The organism is Desulfovibrio desulfuricans, from assembly GCF_004801255.1.
Classification (GTDB): domain Bacteria; phylum Desulfobacterota; class Desulfovibrionia; order Desulfovibrionales; family Desulfovibrionaceae; genus Desulfovibrio; species Desulfovibrio desulfuricans_C.
Genome location: NZ_CP036295.1, coordinates 2,348,984 through 2,375,000, shown reverse-complemented (window position 1 = coordinate 2,375,000; position 26,017 = coordinate 2,348,984). Strand labels below are relative to the sequence as shown.

Genomic DNA, 26,017 nt, shown 5'->3' with positions numbered 1-26,017 from the left:
GTCCATTGTCGAGAGGGTAAGAGCCCAGATCAACAGCTAAGGTCTCCAAATCTATGCTCAGTGGTTAAGGTGGTGACGTTGTAGAGACACCCAGGACGTTGGCTTAGAAGCAGCCATCGTTTAAAGAAAGCGTAATAGCTCACTGGTCTAATGACGCTGCGCCGAAAATGTAACGGGGCTAAGCATAGTACCGAAGCTTTGAATTCCGCTTAGGCGGTCTGGTAGGGGAGCGTTCTTCATGGGCTGAAGGTGTGTTGTAAAGCATGCTGGACTGTGGAGAAGTGATTATGCTGACATGAGTAACGATAAAACGGGTGAAAAACCCGTTCGCCGTAAACCCAAGGTTTCCTGGGTAAAGGTAATCTTCCCAGGGTTAGTCGGTCCCTAAGGTGAGGCTGAAAGGCGTAGCTGATGGGAAACGAGTTAATATTCTCGTACTTGTACATCTGTGCGATGGAGGGACGCAGAAAGGTAGACAGGCCGGGTGTTGGTTGTCCCGGTGCAAGCAGGTAGACGTGTGGTACAGGCAAATCCGTACCGCTCTACGTCGAGACGCGAGTCCGTGACCGTAAGGTCTGAAGCTGTTGAGCCTATACTGCCTAGAAAATCTTCTAAGTTTAGGATGTGCAAACCGTACCGCAAACCAACTCAGGTGGGTGGGATGAATAATCCAAGGCGCTCGAGAGAACTCTGGCCAAGGAACTCGGCAAAATAACCCCGTACCTTCGGAAGAAGGGGTGCTCCTCCGGGTGAAGTTAATTCACTTAACGAGCCTGAGGGAGCCGCAGAGAAATGGTGGTGGCGACTGTTTACTAAAAACATAGGTCTGTGCGAAGTCCTAAAGACGACGTATACGGACTGACGCCTGCCCGGTGCCGGAAGGTTAAAAGGAGAGGTCAGCGCAAGCAAAGCTTCGAATTGAAGCCCCGGTAAACGGCGGCCGTAACTATAACGGTCCTAAGGTAGCGAAATTCCTTGTCGGGTAAGTTCCGACCTGCACGAATGGCGTAACGATCTCCACACTGTCTCGGCCAGAGACTCGGTGAAATTGAAGTCGCGGTGAAAATGCCGTGTACCCGCAGAAAGACGGAAAGACCCTGTGCACCTTTACTATAGCTTGACATTGGGATTTGGAACTGCATGTGTAGGATAGGTGGGAGACTGTGAACTCTGTACGCTAGTATGGGGGGAGTCATTGTTGAAATACCACCCTTGTTTTTTCAGGTCCCTAACCCTCTACCGTTATCCGGTGAGGGAACAGTGTCTGGTGGGTAGTTTGACTGGGGCGGTCGCCTCCTAAAGAGTAACGGAGGCATGCAAAGGTTCCCTCAGGCTGATTGGAAACCAGCCGTCGAGTGCAAACGCATAAGGGAGCTTGACTGCAAGAGAGACATCTCGAGCAGGTACGAAAGTAGGTGTTAGTGATCCGGTGGTCCCGAATGGAAGGGCCATCGCTCATTGGATAAAAGGTACGCCGGGGATAACAGGCTGATCGCATCCAAGAGTTCACATCGACGATGCGGTTTGGCACCTCGATGTCGGCTCATCACATCCTGGGGCTGAAGCAGGTCCCAAGGGTACGGCTGTTCGCCGTTTAAAGTGGTACGCGAGCTGGGTTTAAAACGTCGTGAGACAGTTTGGTCCCTATCTTCTGTGGGCGCTGGAGAATTGAAAGGGCCTGTCCCTAGTACGAGAGGACCGGGATGGACGCACCCCTGGTGGACCTGTTGTCGTGCCAACGGCACAGCAGGGTAGCTATGTGCGGAAGGGATAACCGCTGAAAGCATCTAAGCGGGAAGCCTGCCTTAAGATTAGTTCTCCCTGGAGCAATCCCTAAAGGGCCGAGGTAGACTACCTCGTTGATAGGCTGGAGGTGGAAGCGCCGCGAGGCGTGCAGCTGACCAGTACTAATAGCCCGTGAGGCTTGTTTTTGAAAAAAACTCCTTCCGTCCCTGTCAATTAATATTTTTGACAAATTTCGTTGATAGCCATGGAGGAGAGGGTACACCCGATCCCATTCCGAACTCGGAAGTTAAGCTCTCCATCGCCGATGATACTGCATAACGTCATGTGGGAAAGTAGGCCGCTGTCAACGATTGCTCCAAAGCCCCTTGCTGCTGCTAGCGCAAGGGGCTTTGTGTTTTGCTGCGCTTCCCCTTGCCCTGCTTCGCCTCCTCCGGCCCCCACATACGCCCCGCAGCCGCTGCCTGCAGTTTGACCAGGCCAGCAGTACCTGCAACGCCCTGCCGTGTTCCGTCGTCGCTTCCTTCCTGCATCCCTTCCTTCCTGCATCCCTTTTGCAATCCCTTGCCTACAGTTTTTGGTGAGCCCGTCAGGTGCATTTACGCAAACCCGCCTTTTTTGGTCTGGCGGCGTCAAAAGCATTTTTTTAATGCTCACGTACTTGAGTACGCTGCGCTTAAAAAAATGCTTTTTCCTTGCCAGACCAGAAAAATACGTATTTTGCAAATTCCCCTAACACCAACCATCGCCTCGCTCCGCTCCGGCGAGTCAAAGGAAGGCTACTCCCCAACCTGCTTCTGGTGCCGGGCTGCGAAAGGCAAATGGAAGTAACATCGTAGTCAGTTCTTCTGACTTCGTGCACAGCTTAAGGGCAGTCTTGAGTGCCGCAATGTTGTGCTCCGCGTAAGGCGTCCCAAATTTCGCCAACCGGCGAACGGTCACGCCCGGAGGGCGGCAACCCGCTCCGCTCCGGCGAGCCAAAGGAAGGCTACCCCGCAACCTGCTTCTGGTGACGGGCTGCGAAAGGCAAATGGAAGTAACATCGTAGTCAGTTCTTCTGACTTCGTGCACAGTTCAAGGGCAGTCTTGAGTGCCGCAATGCCGTGCGCCGCGCAGGCGTCCCAAATTTCGCCAACCGGCGAACAATCACGCCCGGAGGGCGGCAATATTCCCAGTGCAGGCTGATCACTCGGGAGGAAAACCTTTCACCCGTGGTTTTTGGTGAGCCCGTCAGGCGCATTTATGCAAACCCGCCTTTTTTGGTCTGGCGGCGTCAAAAGCATTTTTTTAATGCTCACGTACTTGAGTACGCTGCGCTTAAAAAAATGCTTTTTCCTTGCCAGACCAGAAAAATACGTATTTTGCAAATTCCCCTAACACCAACCATCGCCTCGCGCCGCTCCGGCGAGTCAAAGGAAGGTTACCCCTCAACCTGCTTCTGCTGCCGGGCGGTTAATTGCCAATGAAAGCAACCCGCAGCCTACGCTTCTGATGCCGTGCAACTCAAAGGCAGATGAAAGCGCCGCTACAATCCGTAAATTTTACTGTGCGAAACGTGAAGACAGTTGATAAACAGCGCGAGCAATTTTTGAACACGAGTGGAGCTGGTCTAGCTCCAGACTTTCAATCATTGCAGCGGACAGTGGTTGTTGGCTGAAGCGGAATAACATTCAAAGCGGCAGCGGACTTTGGCATTTACGCGGTGCGGAGGGAGATCACCTGAGCGAGCGTAGCGAGGGAAGGAAGCTCCCGCAGCTAAAGCCGCGTGCCCTCGCTAGCCCAAGGAAGCTGAAAACTTTTCCTGGGGGTGCTTCGGGGGGGATGCAAGGGGGGCCGCGAAGGGGGCGAAGCCCCATAACCGGCCCCACCTTGCCGTGCGCCGCGCAGGCGTCCCAAACTTCGCCAACCGGCGAACCATCGCGCCCGGAGGGTAGCAATCCGCTCCGCTCCGGCGAGCCAAAGGAAGGCTACTCTACAACCTGCTTCTGGTGTCGGGCGGTTAAAGGCAAATGCAAGTAACATCGTAGTCAGTTCATCTGACTTCGTGCACAGCTTAGGGGCCGTCTTGAGTGCCGCAATGCCGTGCGCCGCGCAGGCGTCCCAAACTTCGCCAACCGGCGAACGATCACGCCCGGAGGGCGGCAACCCTCCGCTCCGGCGAGTCAAAGGAAGGCTACCCCACAACCTGCTTCTGGTGCCCGGCGGCTAAAGGCAAATGCAAGTATCGTCGTAGTCAGTTCTTCTGACTTCGTGCACAGCTCCAAGGGCAGTCTTGAGTGCCGCAATGCCGTGCGCCGCGTTGGCGTCCAAAATTTCGTCAACCGGCGAACGATCACGCCCGAAGGGCGGCAACCCGCTCCGCTCCGGCGAGTCAAAGGAAGGTTTTTCCTCAACCTGCTTCTGGAAGAGGCCTATAAAACAAGGCGGATGAAACGAGTAGCCAAGCTCACGCAAGCAGTTTTACGGCTGGCGAAAGTGCTGATGCAATCCGTGGACTTGTACTGCAGATAGTAAAAATACAGTCTGCTGAAACTTTGCGTACTCGCTCAATTTGTACGTGTACCAGTCCTGTTGCGTCAGTGAAATATGCAATCATATTTTATGTAAGACAGTGCGGCCAACATGCTGCCAGGTCTTACTGTTTGACATGCTTGCGGAAATGATTGATTTTATTGGTAGTTAAAATACAGATTTTGCCGTTGTCGCACAGTGATTGCCATGAACCGCAAAAAAAGTCCTTTTTGCCATTGGCTTCGACAGCAATCAACCATGCAGCATAACGCGCTTTGAGCAAAGGATACACATGATGTCTGTCACGCCTGACACACCCACGCTGTTTCTTGTCGGTACAGTCATTGGCATATTCATGTGCATAATGAATTTTTTTGCTTCATTTTACCTTCACACCAAAGCGCTGCGTTTGTGGTCTGCTTCTAATTTTGCCAGCGTACTGGCTTGTTTGTTTTTATTTTTATGTACATTGATTGATTCTGTATTTTTTACTATAGCCGCATATATAGCATGTTTATTAACTTTGGCTTTTGTAGCGGCTGGGGTTGAGGTCTTTGACGATAAAAAATTTCCTAAAAAAGAGATTATTTTCGTCTCCGTACTTTCAATAGCACTTCTCGCTCTTTCCATGGCGTACGACAATAATATAGGACGACGTATTGTCATCTTGGCACTAGGACTTTTTTACTTTGCGGCTAAAGCGTCATGGACTCTTTTGCGGTTTGGCGCAAAATACGATGTGGGGCGAAAAGCGTGCGCAATTGTTTTATTGCTGTTCACAACCCTATATCTGGTGAGAGGGTGGGGCGTATGGGCAGCCAACATGGGGGTGGCTGAGATAAAGGCGGGCTTTAACGGGGGCATGATCCGTGTTTTTGCCCTCACCATGTCAATTGCCTGGAATTTTTGTCTGCTTTTTATGGCCCTTGACCGTAAAGCCTGCATGGACGAGCTGACTGGTTTGCTGAACAGACGGGCCCTGTTTGCGAGAGGTAATAAAATTATTGCCAGCATGGCAGCCAGCGGCAAACCTGTTTCTGTGCTTATGATGGACCTTGATCACTTCAAAAGCATCAATGACCGCTTTGGGCACGATGTGGGCGATGCGGTTTTGCAAGAGTTTGCCCGCATTGTTGAGCAGGCGGAGCACAAGGGCGATATTTCCGGCCGGTTGGGGGGCGAAGAATTCTGTCTGTTGTTGCCCAACGCCACTAGCGATCTGGCCCGCGATACGGCAAATGCCCTGAGAGCCAAGACGGAGCTTCTGCTGGATTCTATTTTGGGACACCCGATCAAGGGAACAGTCTCTATCGGCGTTGTTACCTGCGATGGCCCGGCTGCTGATTTATCCGTTCTGTTGCGGCACGCGGACGCCTTGCTGTATGAAGCCAAACGGCAGGGGCGCAACTGCGTGGCTGCCAGCAGCCACGCAAAATGTTGCGGCGAGCAGGGGTGATTTGCAGTATTGTGGGATATTTTTTCGTGTCCCACATAAACTGTATGATGTTGCTGTATTTGGCTTGCCTGCATGGGGGCCGACTCCTGGCGGGGCTGCTTGCAACCCCGCCAGGATGATGCGGCATGGCCTGACGGGCCATATGTTTACAGACAGGGAGGTTGCAGCGGACAGGCGCTGGCTTGTCATGGCCTGTTTTTGCTGCCGCTGCCCTATGCCGACCGCATTTCCCGCATTACTTCCGCCGGGCTTTCACCGAAGTATCGTTTAAACTCTCTGCTGAACTGCGAGGGGCTTTCGTAGCCCACCTCGCTGGCGGCAAGGTTGGCCCTCATGCTCCGCTGCACTATGAGGTCCCTGGCCTTGGCCAGCCGGATTTTTTTAAGGTACTGCAAAGGTGAATCTGCCGTAATATCCTTGAATGCCTTGTGAAAGGCCGAGGTGCTCATGTGTGCGGAGACAGCAAGCTGCTTGATGTCAAACTTGTCCTGATAGCTGCGCTCCATCAGGTTTATGGCGTTTAGCACCTGTGCCAGCGAGCCGCTGCCGCGCGCAGCCGAGAGCAGTACTGGCGCCTGGCTGCCGCACAGGGCACGGTAGTGAATTTCGCGCACGTACGACGGCCCGAGAATTCTCGTTTCCTGCACTGACCGGTGGGCCTTGAGCAGGCGTATGGTGGCGTCCTTCATTTCCTCGTCCATTGCCGACGGCCCAATGGCCAGCTGAAAGTCCTGCGGCCCAGTCTGGCGGGGTTCATTATGCATGTCCACCTGACGGATCAGGTCGTTGAGCTGCACAACGTCTATATCGATGAAGAGCCCCAGCAGCGGCTCATTGCCATTGGGAAAGGATTCGCACTCAAAAGGCATGGAAATGGAAGTAACCAGATAGTTGCCTGCGTCATAGCGAAATGTTTGTCCGCCAAGATGTCCCAGTTTGTACCCCGACGCTACAATGCATATGCCTGGCGTGTAGAGCAGGGGCTTGCGGCGGGTCTGCTTGGTGTTTTTAAAAAAGCGTACACCCTTTATCGGCGAGTGGACAGAACCGCCGTCAACGGTGGCGAGTTCTTCGAGTAGTTCGGCCATGTCCGGCATGGGCAATTCCTTATTTTGTGCATTCTGGCAGCCTGCGTGTAAGCTGGGCTGGCCTGATGGTGCAGGGCAAAGGTTTGGTACCCAAACAACAATGGCCGGTGCATGACCGGCCATTGTTGTAATTCAACTGTGCTACTTGACTACGATAAGTTCATACTCGCGCGTGCCCAGACCGATTTTTTCGGCATGCTCAAGGCAGGTGCGCCATTCCGATTCAGGGCGCGAATTTCTAAAATGATCGTGGTGGTCCACAAATCTTTTTTTGGCGAGGTTTTCGGCAAGCTGGCTGCCCGGCAGGGGCTTGGCCTTCATACATGCGTCCACACAGGCCTGATCAAGGGCCAGCGGGTCAAAAGAGGCGAACATGCCGATGTTTGGCAGAATGGGCGCGTCATTTTCGCCATGGCAGTCGCAGTTGGGCGAAACATCGACAATCAGCGAGATGTGGAAGTTCGGGCGACCCTGCACCACGGCCTTGGTGTATTCGGCCATTTTACAGTTGAGCATTTCGACGGCGGCGTCAAAGCTGAAGGAAATAGCGTCGAAGTTGCACGCCCCAAGGCAGCGGCCACAGCCTACGCAGTTGTCGTGGTTTATGGCGGTTTTTTTGGTTTCGGCGGAGAAGTGCAGGGCGTCGTTGGCGCACTGTTTGATGCATGCACGGCAGCCAACGCACTTTGCTTCGTCGATATTGGGCTTGCCGTTGCTGTGCTGCTCCGTTTTACCAGCCCGCGAGCCGCAGCCCATGCCGATGTTTTTGAGGGTGCCGCCAAAGCCGGTCATCTCGTGCCCCTTAAAATGGGTGAGGCTGATGAAGACGTCCGCATCCATGACGGCCCGGCCAATTTTGGCTTCTTTGACGAATTCGCCGCCCTCGACAGGCACCAGAGCTTCATCAGTGCCTTTGAGGCCGTCGCCGATCAGTATGGGGCAATTAACCGTAAGCGCGGTAAAACCGTTTTGCCAGGCGCATTCCAGATGCTCCAGAGCGTTTTTACGGCTGCCGGGGTACATGGTGTTGCAGTCGGTGAGAAATGGCTTGCCGCCAAATTCCTTGACCGTGTCTACAACGGCTCGGGCGTAGTTGGGCCGCAGATAGCTGATATTGCCGAGTTCGCCAAAATGCATCTTTATGGCCACAAAGCGGCCCTTCATATCGATATGGCCGATACCGGCCTTTTTGATCATTTTTTTTAGTTTGGTGGGCAGGCCATCGCCAAAGGCCTTGGTGCGAAAGTCGGTAAAATACACCTTTGCTTTTTCCATATGTCATCACCCTTGCTGGTTATCTTTCACAACGTAATCTGAAAATATTGCCCAATCGAAGGCACACAAAAATATTGCCTTTGTTGTCCCTGTGCGGCTGTTGTCAGGCGCTTTTCCCGTCAGCGGCCTGAAGCCGCGCAAAGTGTTCAGACTGCCCGCGGGAGGATTGGTCAATATCTTTTCTCAATGATACGGTGTATTCATAACCCCGCGTGATGGTTGGTCGCTAGCACAATTCTCTAATTTACTTGCCTGATCCTGCAAAGTTGCACCATTGTGCAATACTTTGCGCGCTTGCAGGATGTATATAAATTTTGTGGCAGGACAAAAGCGGCTTGACATAATATACGACCGGTCTAATACTGAATTCGCAAACGCCGCCCCCCTGCAAGACGGAAAACGGGATTTAGGGCTCGTTCTGCTGGGCAAAACGCCCGGCTGGGGTTCAGTTTATCAAGTAGCCCGTACAGTAGAAACGCAGAGTTGTTTTTGTAACCTTCAGCAAGCGTGGCATGTTATGGAAAGACAAAAAATAGTGGTTGCCGAATACGCAAACAGTATCCTCGAAGCCCTGCCCAAGGGAATTTTGCTAACCTCCAAGGCCGGCGAGAGGGTCAACAGCATGACAATCGGCTGGGGAACCCTTGGTACTGTATGGTCAAAGCCGATGTTTATGGCCCTTGTCCGCGAGCACCGTTTTACCCGCGAACTGCTGGACAAAAATCCCGAATTTACGATCAGCGTGCCCGTGGGCGAATACAACAAAAAGATTATTGCGATTTGCGGTTCAAAATGCGGCCGCAATCTGGACAAAATCAGCGAGGCGGGCATAACCCTTGTGGAGCCGGAACTCATCTCCGTGCCAGCAGTCAAGGAGCTGCCCCTCACCCTGGAATGCAGAATTGTCTATCAGCAAAAGCAGGACCTTGCCGCACTGATTGAACCCTACAGATCAAAAAGTTATCCGCAGCATGTGGACGGGGCTGCCGTGGGCGCAAACCGCGATGCGCACATTGCCTATTATGGCGAAATCGTGAGCGCCTATATTCTTAAATAGACTGTCGTACAGAGCGACGACGTTGCAATGCAGGAGTGCCCGATGAAAGAGATATTCCAGAGGGTCAGCGTGCGCAGGTTTGCAGACCGCGCCGTTGAAGATGCCAAGGTTGAGCAGGTGCTGCGGGCCGCCATGGCGGCGCCCTCCGCAGGCAACCAGCAGCCATGGGATTTTTACGTGGTGACGTCAAAGGATAAACTGCAGGCGTTGTCGCAGGTCAGCCCCTATGCGGGCTGCGCCGCTCATGCGCCCATGGCCATAGTGTCGGCGTATCGTCAGGAGGGGTGCCGCTTTCCGCAATACGCGCAGATAGACCTTGCCATTGCCATGGAAAACCTGTGGCTTGAGGCGCATTCACTGGGGTTGGGCGGGGTCTGGCTTGGCGTGGCCCCCGAAGAAGACCGCATGGAAAAAGTCGAAAAAATTCTGCCCAGTGCACCGGGGCAGCGCGCTTTTGCCATCTTTCCCATGGGGTACCCGGCGGAAGAAAACAAGCAGCAGGACAGGTTCAAAGCCGAGCGCATCCATTACATCCGCTGACCCCCGCGCCCACCGGCGCGGATAGGTCTGAGCGCCTCATGGAGCCGCTGCAAATGCGTGCAATAAACGCCCGGTTTCACCAGCATACGGTGAGCCGGGCGTTTTGCCGTAATCCGGAAAGCTGTAGCGGCATTATTGCAGGGTTGCGGCCGAGCGCCCAAGCCAGCGGGCAGGGCTGTACTATTCCGCCACAAGTACGCAGGAAAAAAGAATGGCAACAAACTGTCGAAGCGGCTCGGGCGAGCGCATGACCTTGGCCCGCAGCACAGCGCCCTCCCAGCCGGAAAGAAGAAAGCTCGCCAGTTTTTTTGCATCCAGCCGTGCACTCAGCGATCCCGCCTGCTGGGCCTGACGCAGACAATCGGCAAACAGCTCAAGCCAGTCGCAAAATACCTCCGCCAGCCGGTCCCTGAACCGTTCGTTCTGGTCGGCAAGCTCCTGCCCCAAATTGCCGATGAGGCAACCCTTGGAAAAATTTTCTTCGGTCAGGTGCTCTATGGTTTGCTCCAGATAGTTGCGTATGCGTGCCAGCGGCGCAACGCTCTGGTCGTCAAAGTACTGGTGCAGCCTTTGGGCGTAGCGGTCGGCAAAGAGGTTGATCACTTCGATGCCAAAATTTTCCTTGGAGCCAAAGTAGTGGTAAAACGAGCCCTTGGGCACGCCCGCCGCCTTGAGGATGGAATCGATGCCGGTAGCGTTAAAGCCCGAAATGGCGACCATTTCGACACCGGTGGTGATGATTTTTTCTCTTGCGTTTTGCTTCATGGCGTATGGATTAGACCGGTCATATACGGCTGTCAATAGTAATTTGCAACAAGGTGCACCCTAGGGGCAAAACCGGCGGCAAGGGGCTTGCAGCAATCTGGCCGCCACCACCTGGCAGCTTGCGGATTTTGCCATGCCAACCGGCTGCATGCGGTTGGCCGTCTGCGGCTTTTGCGCGTCGGTTTTGCAGCTGCTGCCGTTCGGCTGCGTTTGTCAGGCGCGGTTTTTTACGCGATTGCCCGACCTCCGGGCGACTGTCGGCGCAGTGCAAGAGCATGCAGCATGACAGGGGCCAGCGCACGTGGCGTCGGCCCCTGTCAGTTAGAGTGGGTTGGTCATGTCTGAAAGTGTTATTGCGTCGGATTGACCGATCCCGCAAAGGGGTACGGGCCTGCAAAAGTGGCCTGCACGGCTATCTGGCAGATGTGCGAATTCCAGATGCCGTTGTCAAAATGGTGCAGCAGGTATCCCGGCGTTTCCATGCGGAAGGTGTCGCCCCCCTCTGGCGAGAGATCAAGGTCGATCTGCATGGAGACGGCGGGCGCTGTCATGGCCACACGCCCCTGCCACATGGTGACGATGGGTCGGTGCATGTGCCCGAAGCACAAGCGCAACTGCGGATTGCGCCCGGCGATGCCAGCAAGGCGTTCCACATTTTCAAATGGCTCGTCCATGGCCCCCATGCCCGTTGCAAAGGGCGGGTGGTGCATAAAGAGCAGGGTCGGGGTCTGCGGGCGTTTTGCCAGTTCACGCTCAAGCCAGTCGCCGGTTTGCGCAGGAAAGTGGCCTGAGTGCGAACCGGGGCTCATGCTGTCCATCATGATCATGCGCAGGTTGTCCTGCTCAACCGTATAGCAGAGGTAAGGCGCAATGTCCGGCTTGGCCGGGCACCACTGCGGCATTACCTCGCGCATGCGGTCGCGCCGGTCATGGTTGCCGGGTACGGCATAGACGGGCAGCCCCAGAGCGACCAGCTCGTCGTGCAGAATGTGGTATGCGTGCATATCTCCGCTGTCGGCCAGGTCGCCCGTGACAACGATGACGTCCGGCTGCTGCGTAAGACTTTTAAGGTGCGCCATGGCTTCATTCAGGCAGCGCCGGGTATCAACCACCCCAAAGGATAAGCTGTTGTCGCCCCGCAGGTGCGTGTCTGAAAGTTGCAATATTCGCATGGTATTAGTCCTGTGCTGTTCCTGCCGCTCGGGCCGCCAGCCTGTTGTGCCGGGCCTGGATGGTAAAGGCCGAGAAGGCGCTGGTGGCCGCCGCAATGAGCACAAATATGCAGATGTAGAAGGGGTCGCCGTCGTTCCACTGGATCAGCGCGGTGCAGACCCCTGGAACTATGCCGGCAACCAGAAATCCGGGAAACTGGTACACAATGGATATGCCCGTGTAGCGCACCTCGGCCGGGAACAGGTCAGAAAACAGCGCGGCCTCGGGGCCGAAAACACCCGCATAAAAAATGCTGAGCGGTATGGCAATGGCCAGGCCGACCAAAAACATGTTGCCGCCGCTGCTCTGCATGAGCCAGAACGAGGGAAAAACCGAAATGCCGCAGGCCAGGCTGGCAAGGCCGTAGATGTTGCCGCGGCCAAAGCGGTCGGCAAGTCGGCCGGCAATCAGGATGAAGGGGCACATGATCAGGGCCGCAATCATGACGGCCGTGAGGGCCTCGGTGCGCGACGTGTGTATCTGCTGCACAAGGTACGTGATGGAAAAAACGGCCAGCACATTAAAGAACACGCCGTCAATCCACCGGGCGCCCACGCCGAGGGCAATGTTGCCGGGGTAGTTTTGGCACACGGTGACGATGGGCAGGGTCTTTTTGCGGGTTTCGCCCGTGGCTTCGACCTTGCGAAATTCGGGCGTTTCAAGAATGTGGGTACGCACATACAGGGCAATGGCAATGAGCACCACGCTGATAAGAAAGGCAAAGCGCCAGCCCCAGGTCAAAAACTGCTCGTTGTCCAGCAGCCACGAGAGCAGGGCCACCATGCCGGACGAAAGGCACAGACCGGTGGCAAGGCCCATCTGGGGTATGCTGGCGTAAAAGGCTTTTTGACGGTCGCTGGCGTATTCGTATGTCATGAGCACGGCTCCGCCCCATTCGCCGCCAAGGCCAAGCCCCTGACACAGGCGCAGCGTCTGCAGCAGTATGGGGGCGGCAATGCCGATGGAGGCGTAGGTGGGCACAATGCCGATGCCCATGGTGGCAATGCCCATGATCACCATGGTGAGAATGAGCATGCGTTTGCGGCCCAGCTTGTCGCCGTAATGACCAAAAATAAAACCGCCGAGGGGACGCGCCAGATAGCCGATGGCAAAGGTGCTGTAGGCCAGGATAGTGCCCATGAAGGGGTCGGCAGTGGGAAAGTAGAGTTTGTTAAATACAATGCCCGCCACAACGCCGTAGAGGAAAAAGTCGTACCATTCAATAGTTGCGCCAAGCAGGCTGGCAAGAACAACCTTGCGCATTTCGCTCTTTGAAGGAACGTGTTTTTGCTTTGAGCTGTCGTCCATGCAGACACCCTCCGTGGGCTGTCGACCCCGCCATATTGTATGTGCGGCTGGATTAAAATTTTTTAATTAATTTTTTTTATAAAGCAGCTTTCGTTAAAAATAATAAAATTTTTTAATTGCCTCCTGTAGAAAAATATTGTTGAATATGGCTAAATTTAAGGTCTGATAGCACGTGAAAAATTTTTATGTCAATTGAATATTTATTAAATAAAAAATAATTCTTTTGACGCAAATCTTACTGATCAAAGCCCTGGACATGGTTGCCATGCGCCCTGTGCACCCTGCACCCTGCGCTATGGAACCGTCGACGGCTGAACGGAGGCTTGGCCATGGCGGCTCTAACAGGCAACAATCAGCGGCTCAGACATACCGCAGCAAAAAAGGTTACCCTGGCTCATGTGGCCAAGGCGGCGGGTGTCTCGCAGGCCACGGTTTCAATGATTCTTAATGGACGGGAGGGCGTTTCGTTTGCCGATGAGACCGTAACCGCCGTTTTTGCAGCGGCGGAAAACCTGGGCTATCGGGTGGGGCGGCGGTCCCTTGGGGGCGCAGCCATCCCGACGGTGCTTGTGGTGGCCCCCAATGTCACCAACCCCTATTATTCAACGGTTATTCAGGCCATCCAGCAGGCCGCCGTGCTCAGGGGCTACGCCACCTGCATCTATACAACCTACCGCAGTCTGGAAAACGAGCAGGAAGCCTTGCGGTTTGCCCGCAGCATGGGCATGGCGGGGGTTGTCTTTGCCATGCTGGCGCATCCCGAAGCCATATTGGCCAAGGCTGACCGCAAGTTGCCCATGGTCGTCATTGGCGACAGACGGCAAGACCTCAACGTGGATACGGTGGAGCTGAACAACTATGATGCGGGCAGCCTCATTGCCCGACACATGCACGATCTGGGGCACCGGCATCTGGCCTATATTTCCACCACGCTGGACGAGGCCAACCCCATCCGCACCCAGCGGCTGCAGGGCCTGCGCGACACCTTTGGCCAGTTGTGCCCCCAGGGCAGCGTGCTTGTAAAATGCCGGGACATCACCCCGGAGACAGAGCTGGAAAATTTGCAGATAGAGCACGTCGTGGGCCTCGAGCTGACGCGCAAGTGCCTGGATGACAAAAAAATAACCGCCTTTGTGGCGGTAAACGACATGGTGGCCTACGGGGTTATCGACGCGGTGCGCGAGGCCGGGTTTACCATACCTGGCGACTACAGCGTTTGCGGCTTTGACAATATCTTTCCCTCGGGCTTTGCGGGCGTGGCCCTGACCACGGTGGAGCACTATATGCGGGATAAGGGGTGCAACGCCCTGGAAATTTTGCATAATAAAATTATAGGGGCCGCCTCAGGCCGCAACATCACGCGGGTGGAATACAGCCATAAGCTGATTGCGCGGGCGTCAACCGCATCGCCGCGCACGGAGCCGGGGGCGGCAGCGGAGCCCGGCGAAGCCTGCTGACAGACGCGCAACGTAAAAAAACCTGGAGAAATCCAGGTTTTTTATCATCCCTATCCTTTTTGTCAGCGTCTGCCCGCTGCGCAGGCCTGGCCCGACAAAACTACGGCGGGCATGGGGCCTGCCGGGCGGGACGGTTAGCACCATGGCGCACAGCCTCCGAGCCTTTGCAGGCCTGGGGCTGTGCGCACGTTGTGGTGTATTAGTTTGCCGCAGCGGGCTTCCAGATTTCAAAAAACTTCGGATAGCCGGGCAGCAGGGGCGTCTTGACGCTGAGATCCCTGCCCTTGAGACCGGGGTAATCCGGCGCGTAGCGGTACGCCCGGTGAATCATGTTGGTGAATGTCTGGTGGGCATTGGGCACGGCATCGTCGCGGTCAGAAAAAACAGGCTTGGCCTGCCCCGCCATGATGGGGTTCACAAATTCCCACACAACCTCGCCCTCGGGGGTAACTTCAAACAGGTGCCCCTGATGTGTGGACGTCACAAGCACGTTGCCGTTGGGCAAACGCTCGGCCGCGCCCTGACGGTAGCTGAAAAAGCTGTTGGCGCCATTGGCGGCGTACTGCCACACAACCTTGCCGCTGGCCGGGTCAACCTCGACCACGCGCGAGCGGTTGCCCTCGGGTCGCTCCGAACCGTTGTCAAACAGCTGCACATGACCGTTGGGCAGCATGGTGGCGTTGTGCTCGCCAAAGACCTGCTGGGTTCCGTCATAGTACCAGCCGGGGCGTGTGCCCTGCCCATAGGCGGCGGGGTTGCCCCAGCGTTTGACGATTTTGCCGGACTTTTTGTCGACGAGATAGAATTCGCTGAAGTTGCGCGAGTTGAGCAGTATCTGGTCGGTCTTGGGGAGATACTGCAAGGTGTTGAAGTGCGTCCAGTCAAAGCTGTCGTACCCCGGCCCCACGGGCGTGGGCAGGGCAAAGTTGATATCCAGCTGGTCAGGCCCTGTGCCGATATGGTCCCAGGCATGCCATTCCCAGACGGTTTTGCCGTTTTTGTCCACCTCGCGCACAAAGTCCACCCAAAAATCGCGCACGGCCTGCCCCTTGATTTTTACCTCTTCAGGCCATGTGCCGGGCTTGCGGCCCTTGGCCTGAAATTCGGCGGGGGTTTTGCGCTCCCAGCCAAGAATCATGGTGTTGCCGTTGGGCATGCGGTCAAAACAGTGGTGCTGTATCTCGTTCTCTGTAAGCATGGCGTAGGACCAGACCACGTTGCTGTTCCAGTCCAGCTCTTCAATAATGCCGCCTGCGCCGCCAATTTTGACGGGCTGGTCCTTTGGGGCTGCCGCGCGCAGCAGGTTGCCGTTGGGCAGCAGTACCGCATAGAGCCCTGGAGGGTATTTGCTCTTCCAGGTATGCACAACGTCGCCGTTCATATCCATAAGATAGGTGGTCGTGCACTTAACCGTGGGAGCAAACAGCGTATACCCCTTAAAGACTTTTTCGGGCACAAGCTTGATGACGCCGGTGGGGCCGTCATGCACCTCATAGGCCGGCGCTTGCGCGGCGAGGCCAAGGGCCAGCAGACCGGCAAGCAGACAAATGGAAGCGCGAAATTTCATGGTCATATTCCTCCTTGCTGGGGGATGGAGCACAGGGACGGCGCGGGGTGGATAACCGGGCCGTCCCTGTGCCGGCTTAGAATGAATAGACAATATTTAACGATGCCTTCCATGCATCCTTGACATTGAGGCTGTCACCGGAGATGTTCTGATAATGGCCCCATACGTCATTGTCCAACCAAAGGTGGATATAGCCTAGCTCCAGAATAAACGTCAGGTTTTCCGCCGCCTTGTACTTGCTGTCGAGGTTGACTTCCATGCCCGTGTCGGCTGTGGTGAGATACGTGCCGAACGAGTTGAAGTCAGTGTTGTTGCGGTAAATTTGTCTGCCTGAAGCATCCGTGGCTTGCCGCCCGGTGATGTATGAGGCCATTTTTGTGTCGTTGGTGCCGCCAAAATAGTTGACGCGCAGGGTGTGGCTGAGGTCTTCAAGAAAGCTCACGTCCTTGAGCCGCGCGCCAACGCCCCATGTGCCGCTGGGGTTCACGCCCAGCACGCCCTTGCCGCCGCCCATGATGGGGTTGCCCCGATAGCCGAATGTGGAAAGGGAATTGGTCAGGTTGTTGGTGGTGGCAAGATAGGGCAGACGTTCAGACCCGTTGTTGGGGTTGTCGTCATCGCCGCTGAAGTACCAGCCGTACAGACCGGGAAGGCCCCAGTTGCAGGCGTATTCGGCCAGCAGCATGCCAAACCAGCCCTTGCGGTTGAGGTCGTCCCTGCCGTTGTCGACGCTGCCATAAATAAAGTCCCACGATACCCTGAGCGGATCAAAGCCTGTCCATTGCCCGGTCAGCCCGCCCCAGTACATGCTGCTGTAGCTGTCGTTCCACAGCTTGGAGGCAGACTTGCGCGAGCTGAAGGCCGCCGGGTAGAGGCCGTCGCGTAGCTCCAGACCGTCGATGGCCTGACCGGTTATCGGGTTGGTAAGGGCCACTTTTTTGCTGCCGCCGGGCATGTTGGTAATGGTGGCGGGCATGAGGCTGTTGGGCCCCATGGCTCCGCCCATGCCCCACGGTGTAAGCTTGAGGCCGTCCAGCGTCACGGGCACTGTCAAGGCAAACAGGTCGAAATTGTCCATGTAACTGGCAGGCGTCGAGTTGTCGCCAGCCCAGTTGTCGTTGAGCAGGCGCATCCATAATCCGGTGACGCTGACGGCGTCGTTTACCTTCCATGATGCCCCAATGCCTGCCACATCATCCTGAAAAACAGGGCTGTCCAGGGCAAATCCGGGCAGTTTTACACCCTGCAGACCCATGCGAAGCTTGAGAGGGGTGTTGGGCACAAGCCAGTCAATGTAAGCATTTTTGACCTTGACCACGTTGTTGCCGTCAGAGCCCAGCGCTCCGCCCTGTGCAGCCATGCCCCAGCGTTGTTCGCCGATTTCAAAAAAGACGGTACCGGCAAGGTCTTCCGAGGCTTTGGCCTGCAGCTGCAGATGCAGCCGCTGGATAGCCTCGAATTCGTCCCTCTGCTGGTGCATCGCGGCCCACTGCTGTCCCGTCACGTGATTGCCGGTACGGTCCTTGCCCATGAAATTGCCGCCGTTGATGTAGTCAAAGGCAAACTGCCAGCTGCCCTTGACGTCAAAATTGATCGCCCTGCACTGGGGAGCGCTTCCGAGCAGCAACCCTGCTGCCAAAAGTAGTATGCCCAGCTTTTTCATCATCCATCCTCCTTCTGTTGGGATGCAAACTATCCAACCATGCGCCAGTAAGGCATGGCCACAAAGGCCACAAACACGCCTGTCAACAGCATGCGTAATGCCATGACCAGAACCATTTCTCTAAAGTTGATGTAGCCGCTGCTGAAAAAGTAGAGGTACAGCGCGTATTCATAGGGGAATATCAGGTTGTCCAGACCGTACTGGAATGAAAAATACAGCAGGCGCGGGTCCAGCCCCATCTGCATGCCCAGCTCGGTAATAGGGGCTGAAAGGGTGGAGGTAGCCGCAAGCGGCGTGAGCAAAAAGTTGAGCGCGACGCCCACAATGTACGAGCATACAGAGGCCATGCATGCGCCAGCATCGCTGAACAGCGGCAACACAAGGCCTGCCAGCCAGTGTGTGACCTTAAGAAAACCGCCGGCGCTGCCAATGGCCATGCAGCCCATAATAAAGAACAGCGGCGCAAAATTGATTGAGCCCATGCGCTTGCCGTCCATAAGCCCCACACCGGGCATGAAGGCCAGCGCTGTAATGATGACCAGCACTGATCCTGCGCTCATGTGGTGCAGCTTGTCGGTGGCAAGCAGCACCAGGGTGAGACAAAGCAGAATAAGCGCCCGTTTTTGTTCGTCGGTAATGTCGCCCAGCTCGGCGTGCTTTTGCTGAACCACCGCGCATAAAACGCTTTTGTTTACCGAGCTGCGCAGCACCAGCAACACAATGCCCAGCGACATGGCCGTGTACAGCATGGCAGGGAGAAAGTTGAACTTGGCGTACTCAAGCCAGCTCGTGTGGATGCCCATGACCTTGTCCACAATACCCATGCCCATGACCAGATCGCCCGCTCCCGTGAGGTAGCCCAGCTTGGTCGCGCCCACGGCAAGGCAGGTGCCAAGCACCACGGCGGTTGCCTCCCGGCTTTTGGGCTTAAAATCCAGGGCGTCGCACAGGCTCACCGCCACAGCGCAAAAAATGGCCGCCTTGCCCATGATGGAGGGCACAAGCGGCGATACCACCGCAGCGCCAAGGGTAATGCCCGCAAGCGCGCCGGCAAAACTGCCGCCCGTGAGTTTGACGCAGGTCAGGGCTATGCGCTTGCCGAGGCCGGTAACCTGAATGATTTTGCCCAGGGTAAAACCGCCAATAACGATGATGGGCACCTCGGAGAGCCAGGGCGAAAAAACAACTTTTTGGCCAATGCCGCACAGCAGCACATAGAGGATGGGCAACAAAATGCCCACGGCAATCTCGTTCAGCGTATCCAGAGCCCAGGCCACGATAGCCCACAGGGTAACGGCCAAAAAAACCACCATGGGCTGGGTGAGGCTTTCGCTACGGGGAAGAAAAAAATAGAGCGCCAGAGGCAGCGCCAGGTTGACGGCCCACTTGGCCAGCAGCCCGGGCGTCAGGTCGGATGTCTTGATAAGCATAGGGATCTCCTTAAAAACGGGGATCACAGGTCCGCCGCGGCCAGTCGCGGCGGCGGACCCTGAAGCATTGCAGCAATAATTGCTCTGGGGATCAGTCCTTGGGGTCTTCCACCGAGGCCACGCAAAGCGCGTTGCTGCCCTCGTAGGGCTGGCAGCCTTCAACCGTTACTTCCTTGGCGCGATCGCCTGCGGCGGCAGCCCCCGGCACGCGGAATGTGGAGACATTGAGCGGCTCGATGGGCGTTTCGGCAGGTTTTTGCACCTGCGGCACCCATTCGTAGGGCACGCGGTAGGCGCGGTAGGTCATGTTCATGGGCACATGCTTGCCCCAGTATGGCGAAATGAATTCCCACACGATTTCGTGGTCTGGGGTAACCTCAAAAACGCGGCCGTCAGACCCCTCGGTGATAAGGGTATTGCCGTTGGGCAGGCGCTGCATGCCGCTGATAAAGGGGCTGTAAAAGCGGTTGCTGTCCATGGGTTCGAGAAATCCGGCTTCTTTTGGGGTGTACTGCCAGACGATCTTGAGGGAGACAGGGTCTATCTCGAGCACGCGCGAGTGGTCGCGCAGCGCGGCCTTGACGCCCGTGGGCGCGCCGGGGTTGGGCACGTCGTAGCCGCCCCAGCCGCCGTTGTCGAAAACAAGGATGTTGCCAGCGCCGGGCAGACCGTGGGGCACCATGTGCGCATGGTGCTGGCCGATAATCCAGCCGATGGCCTTGAGCTCGGGGGATGTGTCGTAGTCCGGCCCTATCTTCCAGGTGATTTTGCCGGTCGCCTTGCTGATGATAAAGATGATGTTGGCCTCGCGCCCGTCCACAATGATGTTGTCGGGGTGAAAGCGCTCGTCGCCCGCGTCGTACCATTTGTTGGGCCCAAGCACGGACATGGAGTTGATGTGCATCCAGTCGCCCATGCCTTCGGGCTGGGTGGGTCGATAGTTGGGGTTGCGGCAAAGGGTGTTTTTGGGCCCTTCGCGGAAGCCCATTTCGGCAAAGTGCTCGTGGCACGACCACTCCCAGAGGATGTCGCCGTTCCAGTCCACCTCAAGAATCAGGTCGTCAAGCAGCTGCTTGTCGCTTATTGCGCTATTTCTCACATTTCTGTGGGCCAGAATAAGGGTTTTGCCCTCAAGCACCTTGGGTTCCATGCCGGGGGCATAGTAGCCCACGGGGTTGCCCTCGCGCTGAAAGTCGTGATGGTAACGGGCAATCCAGCGGCCAGGGTAGCCAGGATCTTCAATAAATTCATTCTGATCAAATTTCCATACGATGTTTCCGTCCCAATCGACCTGGACAACATCAAGTCCGTCCTGCACACTGAATTTGCCACTGCGACGGCCTCGGCTGGTTACAAGGTAACCGCCGGGAAGAATTTTATTGGGCATGCCGTGCACGCCCTTCCAGACATTTATTTCATGACCATTCATGTCAATAAGCACAGCGCCAAGTTCCTGAGCCTGAAAAATAGTGTACCCGCCCCAGCATTTTTCCGGTTTGAAAACGGTAACTCCTGTGGGGTAAATTGTCGGATGACCCATATCGTATTCCTCCTGATCGATTGTTGTTGTGAGGATGCGTTCCGCAATCCGGCAGTGGCCGGGGGCATGGCGCAACGTATTTGATCCACTCTGTTTGACAGAATAGAATGGTGGAAAAAAAGTGCGTGTTTCATTTGCAACATTTTTCACAATTAATTGCCTTTTGGGGGACGACCCTGTTATGTGTAGTTACCGACAAGTTTTTTGAAGGAGGCAAAATGGAAAAGCGCGGCATCTGCGGCGGGCGCAGTCTGGCCTTCAAAGAAATGCGCGAGATGAATTCTGAATGGCGGTCAGTGCTGCATCTGGGGCGAAGGTTGGTGTGGTCCAAGGGGCATCGCGTGCCGTTTGGCCGCGAACTGTACTTTTTGGATCGCGGCAAGGTACGGCTGACAAACCAGAACATGGAGGGAGTGGAAAAAATCCTCTGGTATATTCAGGAGGGCTGTGTTTTTGGCGAGACGCCTTTTTTTGATCCCATGCCGGCAGAAAGCTATTTTTCTTGCGTAACTGAATGCGTGAGTTATGCTTTTTCTGCAGAAAGCCTGAGCGAAATTCGGCAGGAGCATCCGCACCTGCTCATAAACCTGTTGTGCTCCATGTCGCGCAAGCTGCGGGTGCTTTCAAACCAGGCATCGTCGCTGTATCTCGACAACGTGCTGGCGCGAACCTGCAAATTTTTGGCGCAGCATATTATTCCTGGCAGCGACCCCCTCACTGTGGACATGGGGGTTTCAAAACAGGAGATGGCCAGCCTTTTGGGCGTGCACAGAATCTCTTTGTACAAAATCCTGCGGCAGCAGGAGGAGAGCGGGCTGTTCGGGCCTTTTTCGGGCAAGACGGTAACAATCCTGCGGCCCGAGGAGTTTTTTTTGCTGGCCGAAAGCTGATGCGTACCGGCCTGCGGGGAGGGCGTCGCTGTGATGAGCAGGCACCCCCATTGCTGGCGAGATCTTTTTGTTTGACTTATAATAACTAAAAAACTAGTTATGTAGTCATGAAAACAACGTACCTGAACACCCTCCCTGACCACTGGCAGCCCGTGGCGGCGGTTTTTGCGGCCATGGGCGATACCACCCGTCAGCGTATACTGTTGTTGTTTGAGCCGGGGGAGGAGCTTTCCATCAAGGATATTGCCGCAATGTTCGATTATGGCCGTTCGACCATTGTGCACCATCTGGCTGTGCTGGAAAAAGCCGGGGTTCTCGCCATGCGGCGCGAAGGCCGACAGGCCCTGTATTCTGTACGCCACGATATTGTGCTGGATTCTCTGGAAAAGCTCCGCCTGTTTATAGAAGAAGACCTCCATGCCTAAGCGCGCCGCCCCAACCGGCAAAGGTAACACAACCATGCCCCAGTCGCCCGCAACGCCCCAGCAAGCCCGCGGAAAAAGAATTCTGCTGAGCATGGGCACGACCTATGCCATGGGAACGTTCAACGACAATTTTTTCAAGCAGGCCGCCTTGCTGCTGGCCGCCAGCGCCGGGCTGGAATCCATACAGGGCATCGCCTCGGCCATGTTCGCCCTGCCCTTTGTGGTCTGCTCCGCTTGGGCCGGGTGGCTGGTCGACCGCGTGCCCAAAAGCAAACTGGTCGTCTGGTCAAAATTTATGGAGCTGGCCGCCATGCTGTTTGGCGTGTGGGCCATGGCCAGCATGAACTGGACGGCCATGGTAGGGGTGGTCTTTTTGATGGGCTTGCAGGCCACGATTTTTAGCCCTGCCCTCAACGGGGCCATACCCGAAAATTTTTCGCCCATGGATGTGCCCAAGGTTAACGCCATGCTCAAGCTGGCCACAACGGCAACCATTTTGCTGGGCATAGCCGCCGGGGGGCTTGTACTGGATCTGCCGGATGTTTCAGCTGCTGGCGGCTGGATTCCGCAGGGCGAGCACGGCTTCGGCAGGCTTGCCGTGGGGGGGCTCTCCGTACTGGTCGCCGTTGTTGGGGTGGCGTCGGCCTTCGGCATCGGCAAAAGTGTTGTCCAAACAGGGGCGGACGCGCCCTTTCCGCTGCTTGGCCCCGTGCACTCCTTGCTGCACGCGCTGGAGTGCCGCAACAAGGATCCGCAGCTTTTTTTGACGCTGGCCGGGGAAGCCTTTTTTTACTGTCTGTCTTCCTTTGCCCTGTTGTGCATCAACAATCTTGGCATTGTTCAGCTGGGGTTTTCGCTTACGCTCACCAGTCTGCTCTCCGTGGCGCTCATGATCGGCATATGCATCGGCTCGGTGCTGGCCGGGCGGTATGAAGCCACAAGCTGGCGGCATAGCATGTTTCCGGCCTGCGGGGGGCTGGGGCTTGGCCTTATGGCCGCGGGTCTCGCGCCATTGCTGCCCGAGCCGCTGCAGTTTGCCTGCCTGTTTGCGCTCTTTACGTTTTCGGGCATCTGCGGCGGCCTCTACCTGATACCGCTGGTAAGTTTTATCCAGGTGCGGCCCGCCGCCACGGAGAAAGGCAAAACCCTGGGGATTTCAAACTTTTTGTGCTTCAGCGGCATACTGCTTTCGGGAATTGTTTTTGCCTGGCTGGGCAAGGTGCCGCCAGCCTGGCTTTTGGCGGGCTGCGGCTTGACCTGTCTGATCTTTGCGGGCTGGGCGGGCGCAAGCATTGCCCGCATGTTTCCGCACGGCAGGGGGTTAAGCCTTGTGGCCCTGGGGCTGCGACTGCTGCTCGGCCTGCGCTACCGCGTGACGGCAACCGGCCTTGAAGCGGTGTCCGGCCCCGGCCCCATACTGTTTATGCCCAATCATCCCGCCCTGATTGACCCTGTCATCCTGTATTCGCTGCTGGCAAAGCACGCGCCGCGTCCCCTTGCGGACGAGCGCCAGCTGGCAGGACCCATGGGGCGTATGGCGGCAAAGTTGTTGCGCGCCGTGCTGCTGCCCGACGCCCTCAAGGATGGGGCCAAGGCCCGGCAGGGAGTTGAAGCGGGCATGCAGGCCGTGCTGGATGCCCTGCGGGACGGGGACAACATATTGCTGTACCCTGCGGGGCGGATTTACCGTTCGTCGCGCGAAAGCCTTGGCGGTAAATCCGGCGCGGCCCAGATTCTGCAAAGGATGCCCGAACTGCGGGTGGTGCTGGTGCGCACCACCGGGCTGTGGGGCAGCTCCTTTGGCTACGGCGCCACGGGCAAGGCTCCGCATTTTGGCTGGGCGCTGCTGCGCGGGGCGCTTGCCGTATGCGCCAACCTGCTGCTGTTTACTCCCCGCCGCGCGGTCAGTGTGGAGTTTGTGGAAGCCGCCAGCATGCCCCGCAGCGGCGACAAGCGCGAGCTCAACCCCTGGCTGGAGGCGTTTTATAATCAGGCGGAGCTCCCGGCGCAGGCTGTTCCGCGCTTTTTCTGGCAGGGGAGCAAACCGCAACTTCTGCCCAGCACGGCACCTATGCCCGCGCAGGCTGGCGCACCCATCCCCCCGCAGGCGCGCGAGGCTGTGTACGCGGCCCTGCGGCAGGCGGCGGGCCTGCCTGAGGATTATGAAATTGCCGACAGCATGACGCTGGGCGGCGATCTGGGGCTGGACAGTCTGGCCCTCATGGATCTGGCCCTCAGCCTGGAAAATGCGCAAGGGGTGAGCATCCCCAGTCTGGAATTGCTTGTTACGGCGGGGGACTGCCTACTGGTGGCGACTGGTCAGCTGAACCCGGCGGAGCCGGATGAACCCGCCCCTGCGGCATGGTTTGCGTCTGCCGCAGACGACAGGTTTGCCGTTCCCGATCAGGCGGGCACGATTGTAGACGCTTTTTTGACCCAGGTACGTGCCGCCCCCTCCCGGCCCCTGCTGGCGGATCGCTCCGTATTGCGCAGCCGTAGGGACCTCCTCACGGGGGCGCTGGTTCTGGCCCGCCGTCTGCAGCGCCTGCCCGGCGAGCGCGTGGGCATCATGCTGCCCGCCACGCCAGCCGTGGTCGCGGTGTGGCTGGCCGCGCAGCTGGCGGGCAAAACGCCGGTGCTGCTTAACTGGACCGTGGGCGAGGCCAACCTGCGGCACTGCATCCGCATCACCGGCGTAAGCCATATCCTCAGCGCAACGCCGCTGCAGCAGCGGCTTGAGCGTCAGGGGATGGCGCTGGCATCCCTGCCGGTGCAGTGGCTGGCGCTGGACAAACTGGCCGCCTCCCTGACTATTGGCGAAAAGCTCGTTGGGGCGCTCAGGGCCCGTCTGCCGCGCAGCTGTAAAAACTGCGCCGTGCCAGACGTTGCGGCGGTGCTCTTTACCTCCGGCTCGGAATCCATGCCCAAGGCCGTACCTTTAAGCCACGCCAATCTGCTCGCCAATGCCCGCGACATCATCACGGTGCTGCACCTTGCACCCGACGACAGCGTGCTTGCCATGTTGCCGCCGTTCCATTCCTTTGGTCTGATGGTAAACATTGTGTTGCCGCTCTCGCTGGGCATCAGGGCCGCCTTTCACCCCAACCCCACAGAACCCGGCCCCCTGGCGGCCATGGTGCGCGACTATCGGCTTACGCTCATGGCATCGCCGCCGACCTTTCTGGGGGCGGTGCTGGACAGGGCTGCGGGTACGCACAATCTGGCAAGTCTGAGGTTTGCCTTTGTCGGCGCGGAAAAATGCCCCGAGCACGTGTACCGGGCCTTTGCCGGGCAGTGCCCGCAGGCAGCGCTTTGCGAGGGCTACGGCATTACGGAATGCTCGCCGGTGGTCTCCGTCAACAGGCCGGGGGACATCAAGCCCGGCAGCATCGGCCATGCCATGCCTTCGGTAACGCTGGCCCTGGTGCGGGAGGAGGACGGTATAATCACGGGGCGTGCGGCGGCGGGGCAGACCGGTATGCTGCTGGTGCGCGGCCCGAGTGTCTTTGGCGGATACCTTGGCGACGCCCCGACCCCCTTTGTGCAGTTTGAAGGGCAGATGTGGTACCGCACCGGCGATCTTGCGAGCATGGACGCAACGGGGCGCATGACCTTTGAGGGGAGGCTCAAGCGCTTTGTAAAGATTGGCGGAGAAATGATTTCGCTGCCGCAGATAGAGGCCGTGTTGCTTGAGCGTTTCGGCAAGCGGGAGGATGCGCCGGAGCAAGGCCCCGCGCTGGCCGTAGAGGCAGGCCCGGAAGAAAACAATCCGGCGATATTGCTCTTTACGCCGCTGCCGCTCGCGCTGCCAGAGGTAAATGCCGCCCTGCGCGCGGCAGGGCTTTCATCCCTGTACGCCGTCAAGCGCGTGGTGCACGTGGCGGCAATACCCCTGCTGGGCAGCGGCAAGACGGATTACAGGGCGCTGAAAAACATCCTTGCGACCGCATAATCGGCGGAGAGGGGCGTTCCTGCCTGTCCGGCTGTGCAACTCCTGTTAGCGTAGAAGCGTGCGGGTTGCCGACAGCGTAGTTAACCGTTTTGTATGTACATAGGGTGCGAAGTCGGGGAAGACAGTTACTGCTGGACT

17 protein-coding genes and 2 rRNA genes (1 of these 19 only partly in view) are annotated in these 26,017 nt (G+C 56.9%); 9 read left to right on the top strand and 10 right to left on the bottom strand.

Going from position 1 to position 26,017, the window contains the following annotated elements; genetic code table 11:
* Together DDIC_RS09930 and rrf are read left to right on the top strand one after the other, a co-directional pair.
* Positions 1-1,932 (top strand): 23S ribosomal RNA (locus DDIC_RS09930); it begins 1,002 nt to the left of the window's first position.
* 48 nt (positions 1,933-1,980) lie between these two features.
* Positions 1,981-2,095, top strand: a 5S ribosomal RNA gene (gene rrf / locus DDIC_RS09925).
* Between the two features lie 25 nt (positions 2,096-2,120).
* On the opposite strand, the gene DDIC_RS13820 is transcribed toward rrf, so the two are convergent.
* A complete protein-coding gene (locus tag DDIC_RS13820) occupies positions 2,121-2,276 on the bottom strand; it encodes a hypothetical protein (RefSeq protein WP_168732531.1) in 156 nt (51 codons plus the stop codon).
* A 2,270-nt stretch (positions 2,277-4,546) separates the two neighbouring features.
* Between DDIC_RS13820 and DDIC_RS09920 the strand changes: the two genes are divergently transcribed.
* Positions 4,547-5,710: a GGDEF domain-containing protein gene (locus tag DDIC_RS09920; protein WP_136400291.1), complete on the top strand. Its 1,164-nt coding sequence runs from the start codon at positions 4,547-4,549 to the stop codon at positions 5,708-5,710.
* A 212-nt stretch (positions 5,711-5,922) separates the two neighbouring features.
* On the opposite strand, the gene DDIC_RS09915 is transcribed toward DDIC_RS09920, so the two are convergent.
* Both DDIC_RS09915 and DDIC_RS09910 read right to left on the bottom strand, forming a co-directional pair.
* On the bottom strand, positions 5,923-6,807 hold the full coding sequence (locus DDIC_RS09915) for an AraC family transcriptional regulator (RefSeq protein ID WP_136400290.1): 885 nt from the start codon (positions 6,805-6,807) through the stop codon (positions 5,923-5,925).
* 132 nt (positions 6,808-6,939) lie between these two features.
* Positions 6,940-8,073 carry a DUF362 domain-containing protein gene (locus DDIC_RS09910; protein WP_136400289.1) on the bottom strand — a complete coding sequence of 378 codons (1,134 nt, stop codon included), beginning with the start codon at positions 8,071-8,073 and terminating at the stop codon, positions 6,940-6,942.
* Positions 8,074-8,590: 517 nt separating this feature from the next.
* Between DDIC_RS09910 and DDIC_RS09905 the strand changes: the two genes are divergently transcribed.
* The gene (locus tag DDIC_RS09905) at positions 8,591-9,130 is read left to right on the top strand and encodes a flavin reductase family protein (protein WP_136400288.1); all 540 of its coding nucleotides are present in this window, start codon (positions 8,591-8,593) and stop codon (positions 9,128-9,130) included.
* Between the two features lie 42 nt (positions 9,131-9,172).
* Complete coding sequence (locus DDIC_RS09900; protein WP_136400287.1) at positions 9,173-9,670, top strand: nitroreductase family protein; 498 nt, start codon at positions 9,173-9,175, stop codon at positions 9,668-9,670.
* 180 nt (positions 9,671-9,850) lie between these two features.
* Here DDIC_RS09900 and DDIC_RS09895 read toward each other — a convergent pair whose 3' ends face one another.
* The 3 genes from DDIC_RS09895 to DDIC_RS09885 all read right to left on the bottom strand — a co-directional run bounded on the left by DDIC_RS09895 (position 9,851) and on the right by DDIC_RS09885 (position 12,955).
* Positions 9,851-10,435 carry a TetR/AcrR family transcriptional regulator gene (locus DDIC_RS09895; protein WP_136400286.1) on the bottom strand — a complete coding sequence of 195 codons (585 nt, stop codon included), beginning with the start codon at positions 10,433-10,435 and terminating at the stop codon, positions 9,851-9,853.
* Between the two features lie 350 nt (positions 10,436-10,785).
* The gene (locus DDIC_RS09890; RefSeq protein WP_136400285.1) at positions 10,786-11,607 is read right to left on the bottom strand and encodes a phosphodiesterase; all 822 of its coding nucleotides are present in this window, start codon (positions 11,605-11,607) and stop codon (positions 10,786-10,788) included.
* Between the two features lie 4 nt (positions 11,608-11,611).
* Complete coding sequence (locus tag DDIC_RS09885) at positions 11,612-12,955, bottom strand: MFS transporter (RefSeq protein ID WP_136400284.1); 1,344 nt, start codon at positions 12,953-12,955, stop codon at positions 11,612-11,614.
* Between the two features lie 329 nt (positions 12,956-13,284).
* Here DDIC_RS09885 and DDIC_RS09880 point away from each other — a divergent pair, with 329 nt between their 5' ends.
* Positions 13,285-14,412: a LacI family DNA-binding transcriptional regulator gene (locus tag DDIC_RS09880; protein WP_136400283.1), complete on the top strand. Its 1,128-nt coding sequence runs from the start codon at positions 13,285-13,287 to the stop codon at positions 14,410-14,412.
* 199 nt (positions 14,413-14,611) lie between these two features.
* Here the strand turns inward: DDIC_RS09880 and DDIC_RS09875 are convergent, their stop codons facing one another.
* The 4 genes from DDIC_RS09875 to DDIC_RS09860 form a co-directional block, all read right to left on the bottom strand.
* Positions 14,612-15,985: an aryl-sulfate sulfotransferase gene (locus DDIC_RS09875; protein WP_136400282.1), complete on the bottom strand. Its 1,374-nt coding sequence runs from the start codon at positions 15,983-15,985 to the stop codon at positions 14,612-14,614.
* 70 nt (positions 15,986-16,055) lie between these two features.
* Positions 16,056-17,645 (bottom strand): outer membrane homotrimeric porin, encoded by a 1,590-nt coding sequence (locus tag DDIC_RS09870; RefSeq protein WP_247647449.1) that lies wholly within the window; start codon positions 17,643-17,645, stop codon positions 16,056-16,058.
* Between the two features lie 26 nt (positions 17,646-17,671).
* On the bottom strand, positions 17,672-19,072 hold the full coding sequence (locus tag DDIC_RS09865) for an SLC13 family permease (RefSeq protein WP_136400281.1): 1,401 nt from the start codon (positions 19,070-19,072) through the stop codon (positions 17,672-17,674).
* 91 nt (positions 19,073-19,163) lie between these two features.
* On the bottom strand, positions 19,164-20,612 hold the full coding sequence (locus DDIC_RS09860; protein WP_136400280.1) for an aryl-sulfate sulfotransferase: 1,449 nt from the start codon (positions 20,610-20,612) through the stop codon (positions 19,164-19,166).
* A gap of 218 nt (positions 20,613-20,830) precedes the next feature.
* Here DDIC_RS09860 and DDIC_RS09855 point away from each other — a divergent pair, with 218 nt between their 5' ends.
* The 3 genes from DDIC_RS09855 to DDIC_RS09845 all read left to right on the top strand — a co-directional run bounded on the left by DDIC_RS09855 (position 20,831) and on the right by DDIC_RS09845 (position 25,879).
* Positions 20,831-21,502 (top strand): Crp/Fnr family transcriptional regulator, encoded by a 672-nt coding sequence (locus DDIC_RS09855; RefSeq protein ID WP_136400279.1) that lies wholly within the window; start codon positions 20,831-20,833, stop codon positions 21,500-21,502.
* A gap of 107 nt (positions 21,503-21,609) precedes the next feature.
* Complete coding sequence (locus DDIC_RS09850) at positions 21,610-21,927, top strand: ArsR/SmtB family transcription factor (protein WP_136400278.1); 318 nt, start codon at positions 21,610-21,612, stop codon at positions 21,925-21,927.
* On the top strand, positions 21,920-25,879 hold the full coding sequence (locus tag DDIC_RS09845) for an MFS transporter (RefSeq protein WP_247647448.1): 3,960 nt from the start codon (positions 21,920-21,922) through the stop codon (positions 25,877-25,879). The genes DDIC_RS09850 and DDIC_RS09845 overlap by 8 nt, the downstream gene beginning before the upstream one ends.
* Positions 25,880-26,017: the final 138 nt, after the last annotated feature.

Excerpts from the sequence above, each read along its gene's own strand:
- DDIC_RS13820 (WP_168732531.1), bottom strand. The coding sequence starts at position 2,276 with ATGCAGGAAGGAAGCGACGACGGAACACGGCAGGGCGTTGCAGGTACT.
- DDIC_RS09920 (WP_136400291.1), top strand. The coding sequence starts at position 4,547 with ATGATGTCTGTCACGCCTGACACACCCACGCTGTTTCTTGTCGGTACA.
- DDIC_RS09915 (WP_136400290.1), bottom strand. The coding sequence starts at position 6,807 with ATGCCGGACATGGCCGAACTACTCGAAGAACTCGCCACCGTTGACGGC.
- DDIC_RS09910 (WP_136400289.1), bottom strand. The coding sequence starts at position 8,073 with ATGGAAAAAGCAAAGGTGTATTTTACCGACTTTCGCACCAAGGCCTTT.
- DDIC_RS09905 (WP_136400288.1), top strand. The coding sequence starts at position 8,591 with ATGGAAAGACAAAAAATAGTGGTTGCCGAATACGCAAACAGTATCCTC.
- DDIC_RS09900 (WP_136400287.1), top strand. The coding sequence starts at position 9,173 with ATGAAAGAGATATTCCAGAGGGTCAGCGTGCGCAGGTTTGCAGACCGC.
- DDIC_RS09895 (WP_136400286.1), bottom strand. The coding sequence starts at position 10,435 with ATGAAGCAAAACGCAAGAGAAAAAATCATCACCACCGGTGTCGAAATG.
- DDIC_RS09890 (WP_136400285.1), bottom strand. The coding sequence starts at position 11,607 with ATGCGAATATTGCAACTTTCAGACACGCACCTGCGGGGCGACAACAGC.
- DDIC_RS09885 (WP_136400284.1), bottom strand. The coding sequence starts at position 12,955 with ATGGACGACAGCTCAAAGCAAAAACACGTTCCTTCAAAGAGCGAAATG.
- DDIC_RS09880 (WP_136400283.1), top strand. The coding sequence starts at position 13,285 with ATGGCGGCTCTAACAGGCAACAATCAGCGGCTCAGACATACCGCAGCA.
- DDIC_RS09875 (WP_136400282.1), bottom strand. The coding sequence starts at position 15,985 with ATGACCATGAAATTTCGCGCTTCCATTTGTCTGCTTGCCGGTCTGCTG.
- DDIC_RS09870 (WP_247647449.1), bottom strand. The coding sequence starts at position 17,645 with ATGATGAAAAAGCTGGGCATACTACTTTTGGCAGCAGGGTTGCTGCTC.
- DDIC_RS09865 (WP_136400281.1), bottom strand. The coding sequence starts at position 19,072 with ATGCTTATCAAGACATCCGACCTGACGCCCGGGCTGCTGGCCAAGTGG.
- DDIC_RS09860 (WP_136400280.1), bottom strand. The coding sequence starts at position 20,612 with ATGGGTCATCCGACAATTTACCCCACAGGAGTTACCGTTTTCAAACCG.
- DDIC_RS09855 (WP_136400279.1), top strand. The coding sequence starts at position 20,831 with ATGGAAAAGCGCGGCATCTGCGGCGGGCGCAGTCTGGCCTTCAAAGAA.
- DDIC_RS09850 (WP_136400278.1), top strand. The coding sequence starts at position 21,610 with ATGAAAACAACGTACCTGAACACCCTCCCTGACCACTGGCAGCCCGTG.
- DDIC_RS09845 (WP_247647448.1), top strand. The coding sequence starts at position 21,920 with ATGCCTAAGCGCGCCGCCCCAACCGGCAAAGGTAACACAACCATGCCC.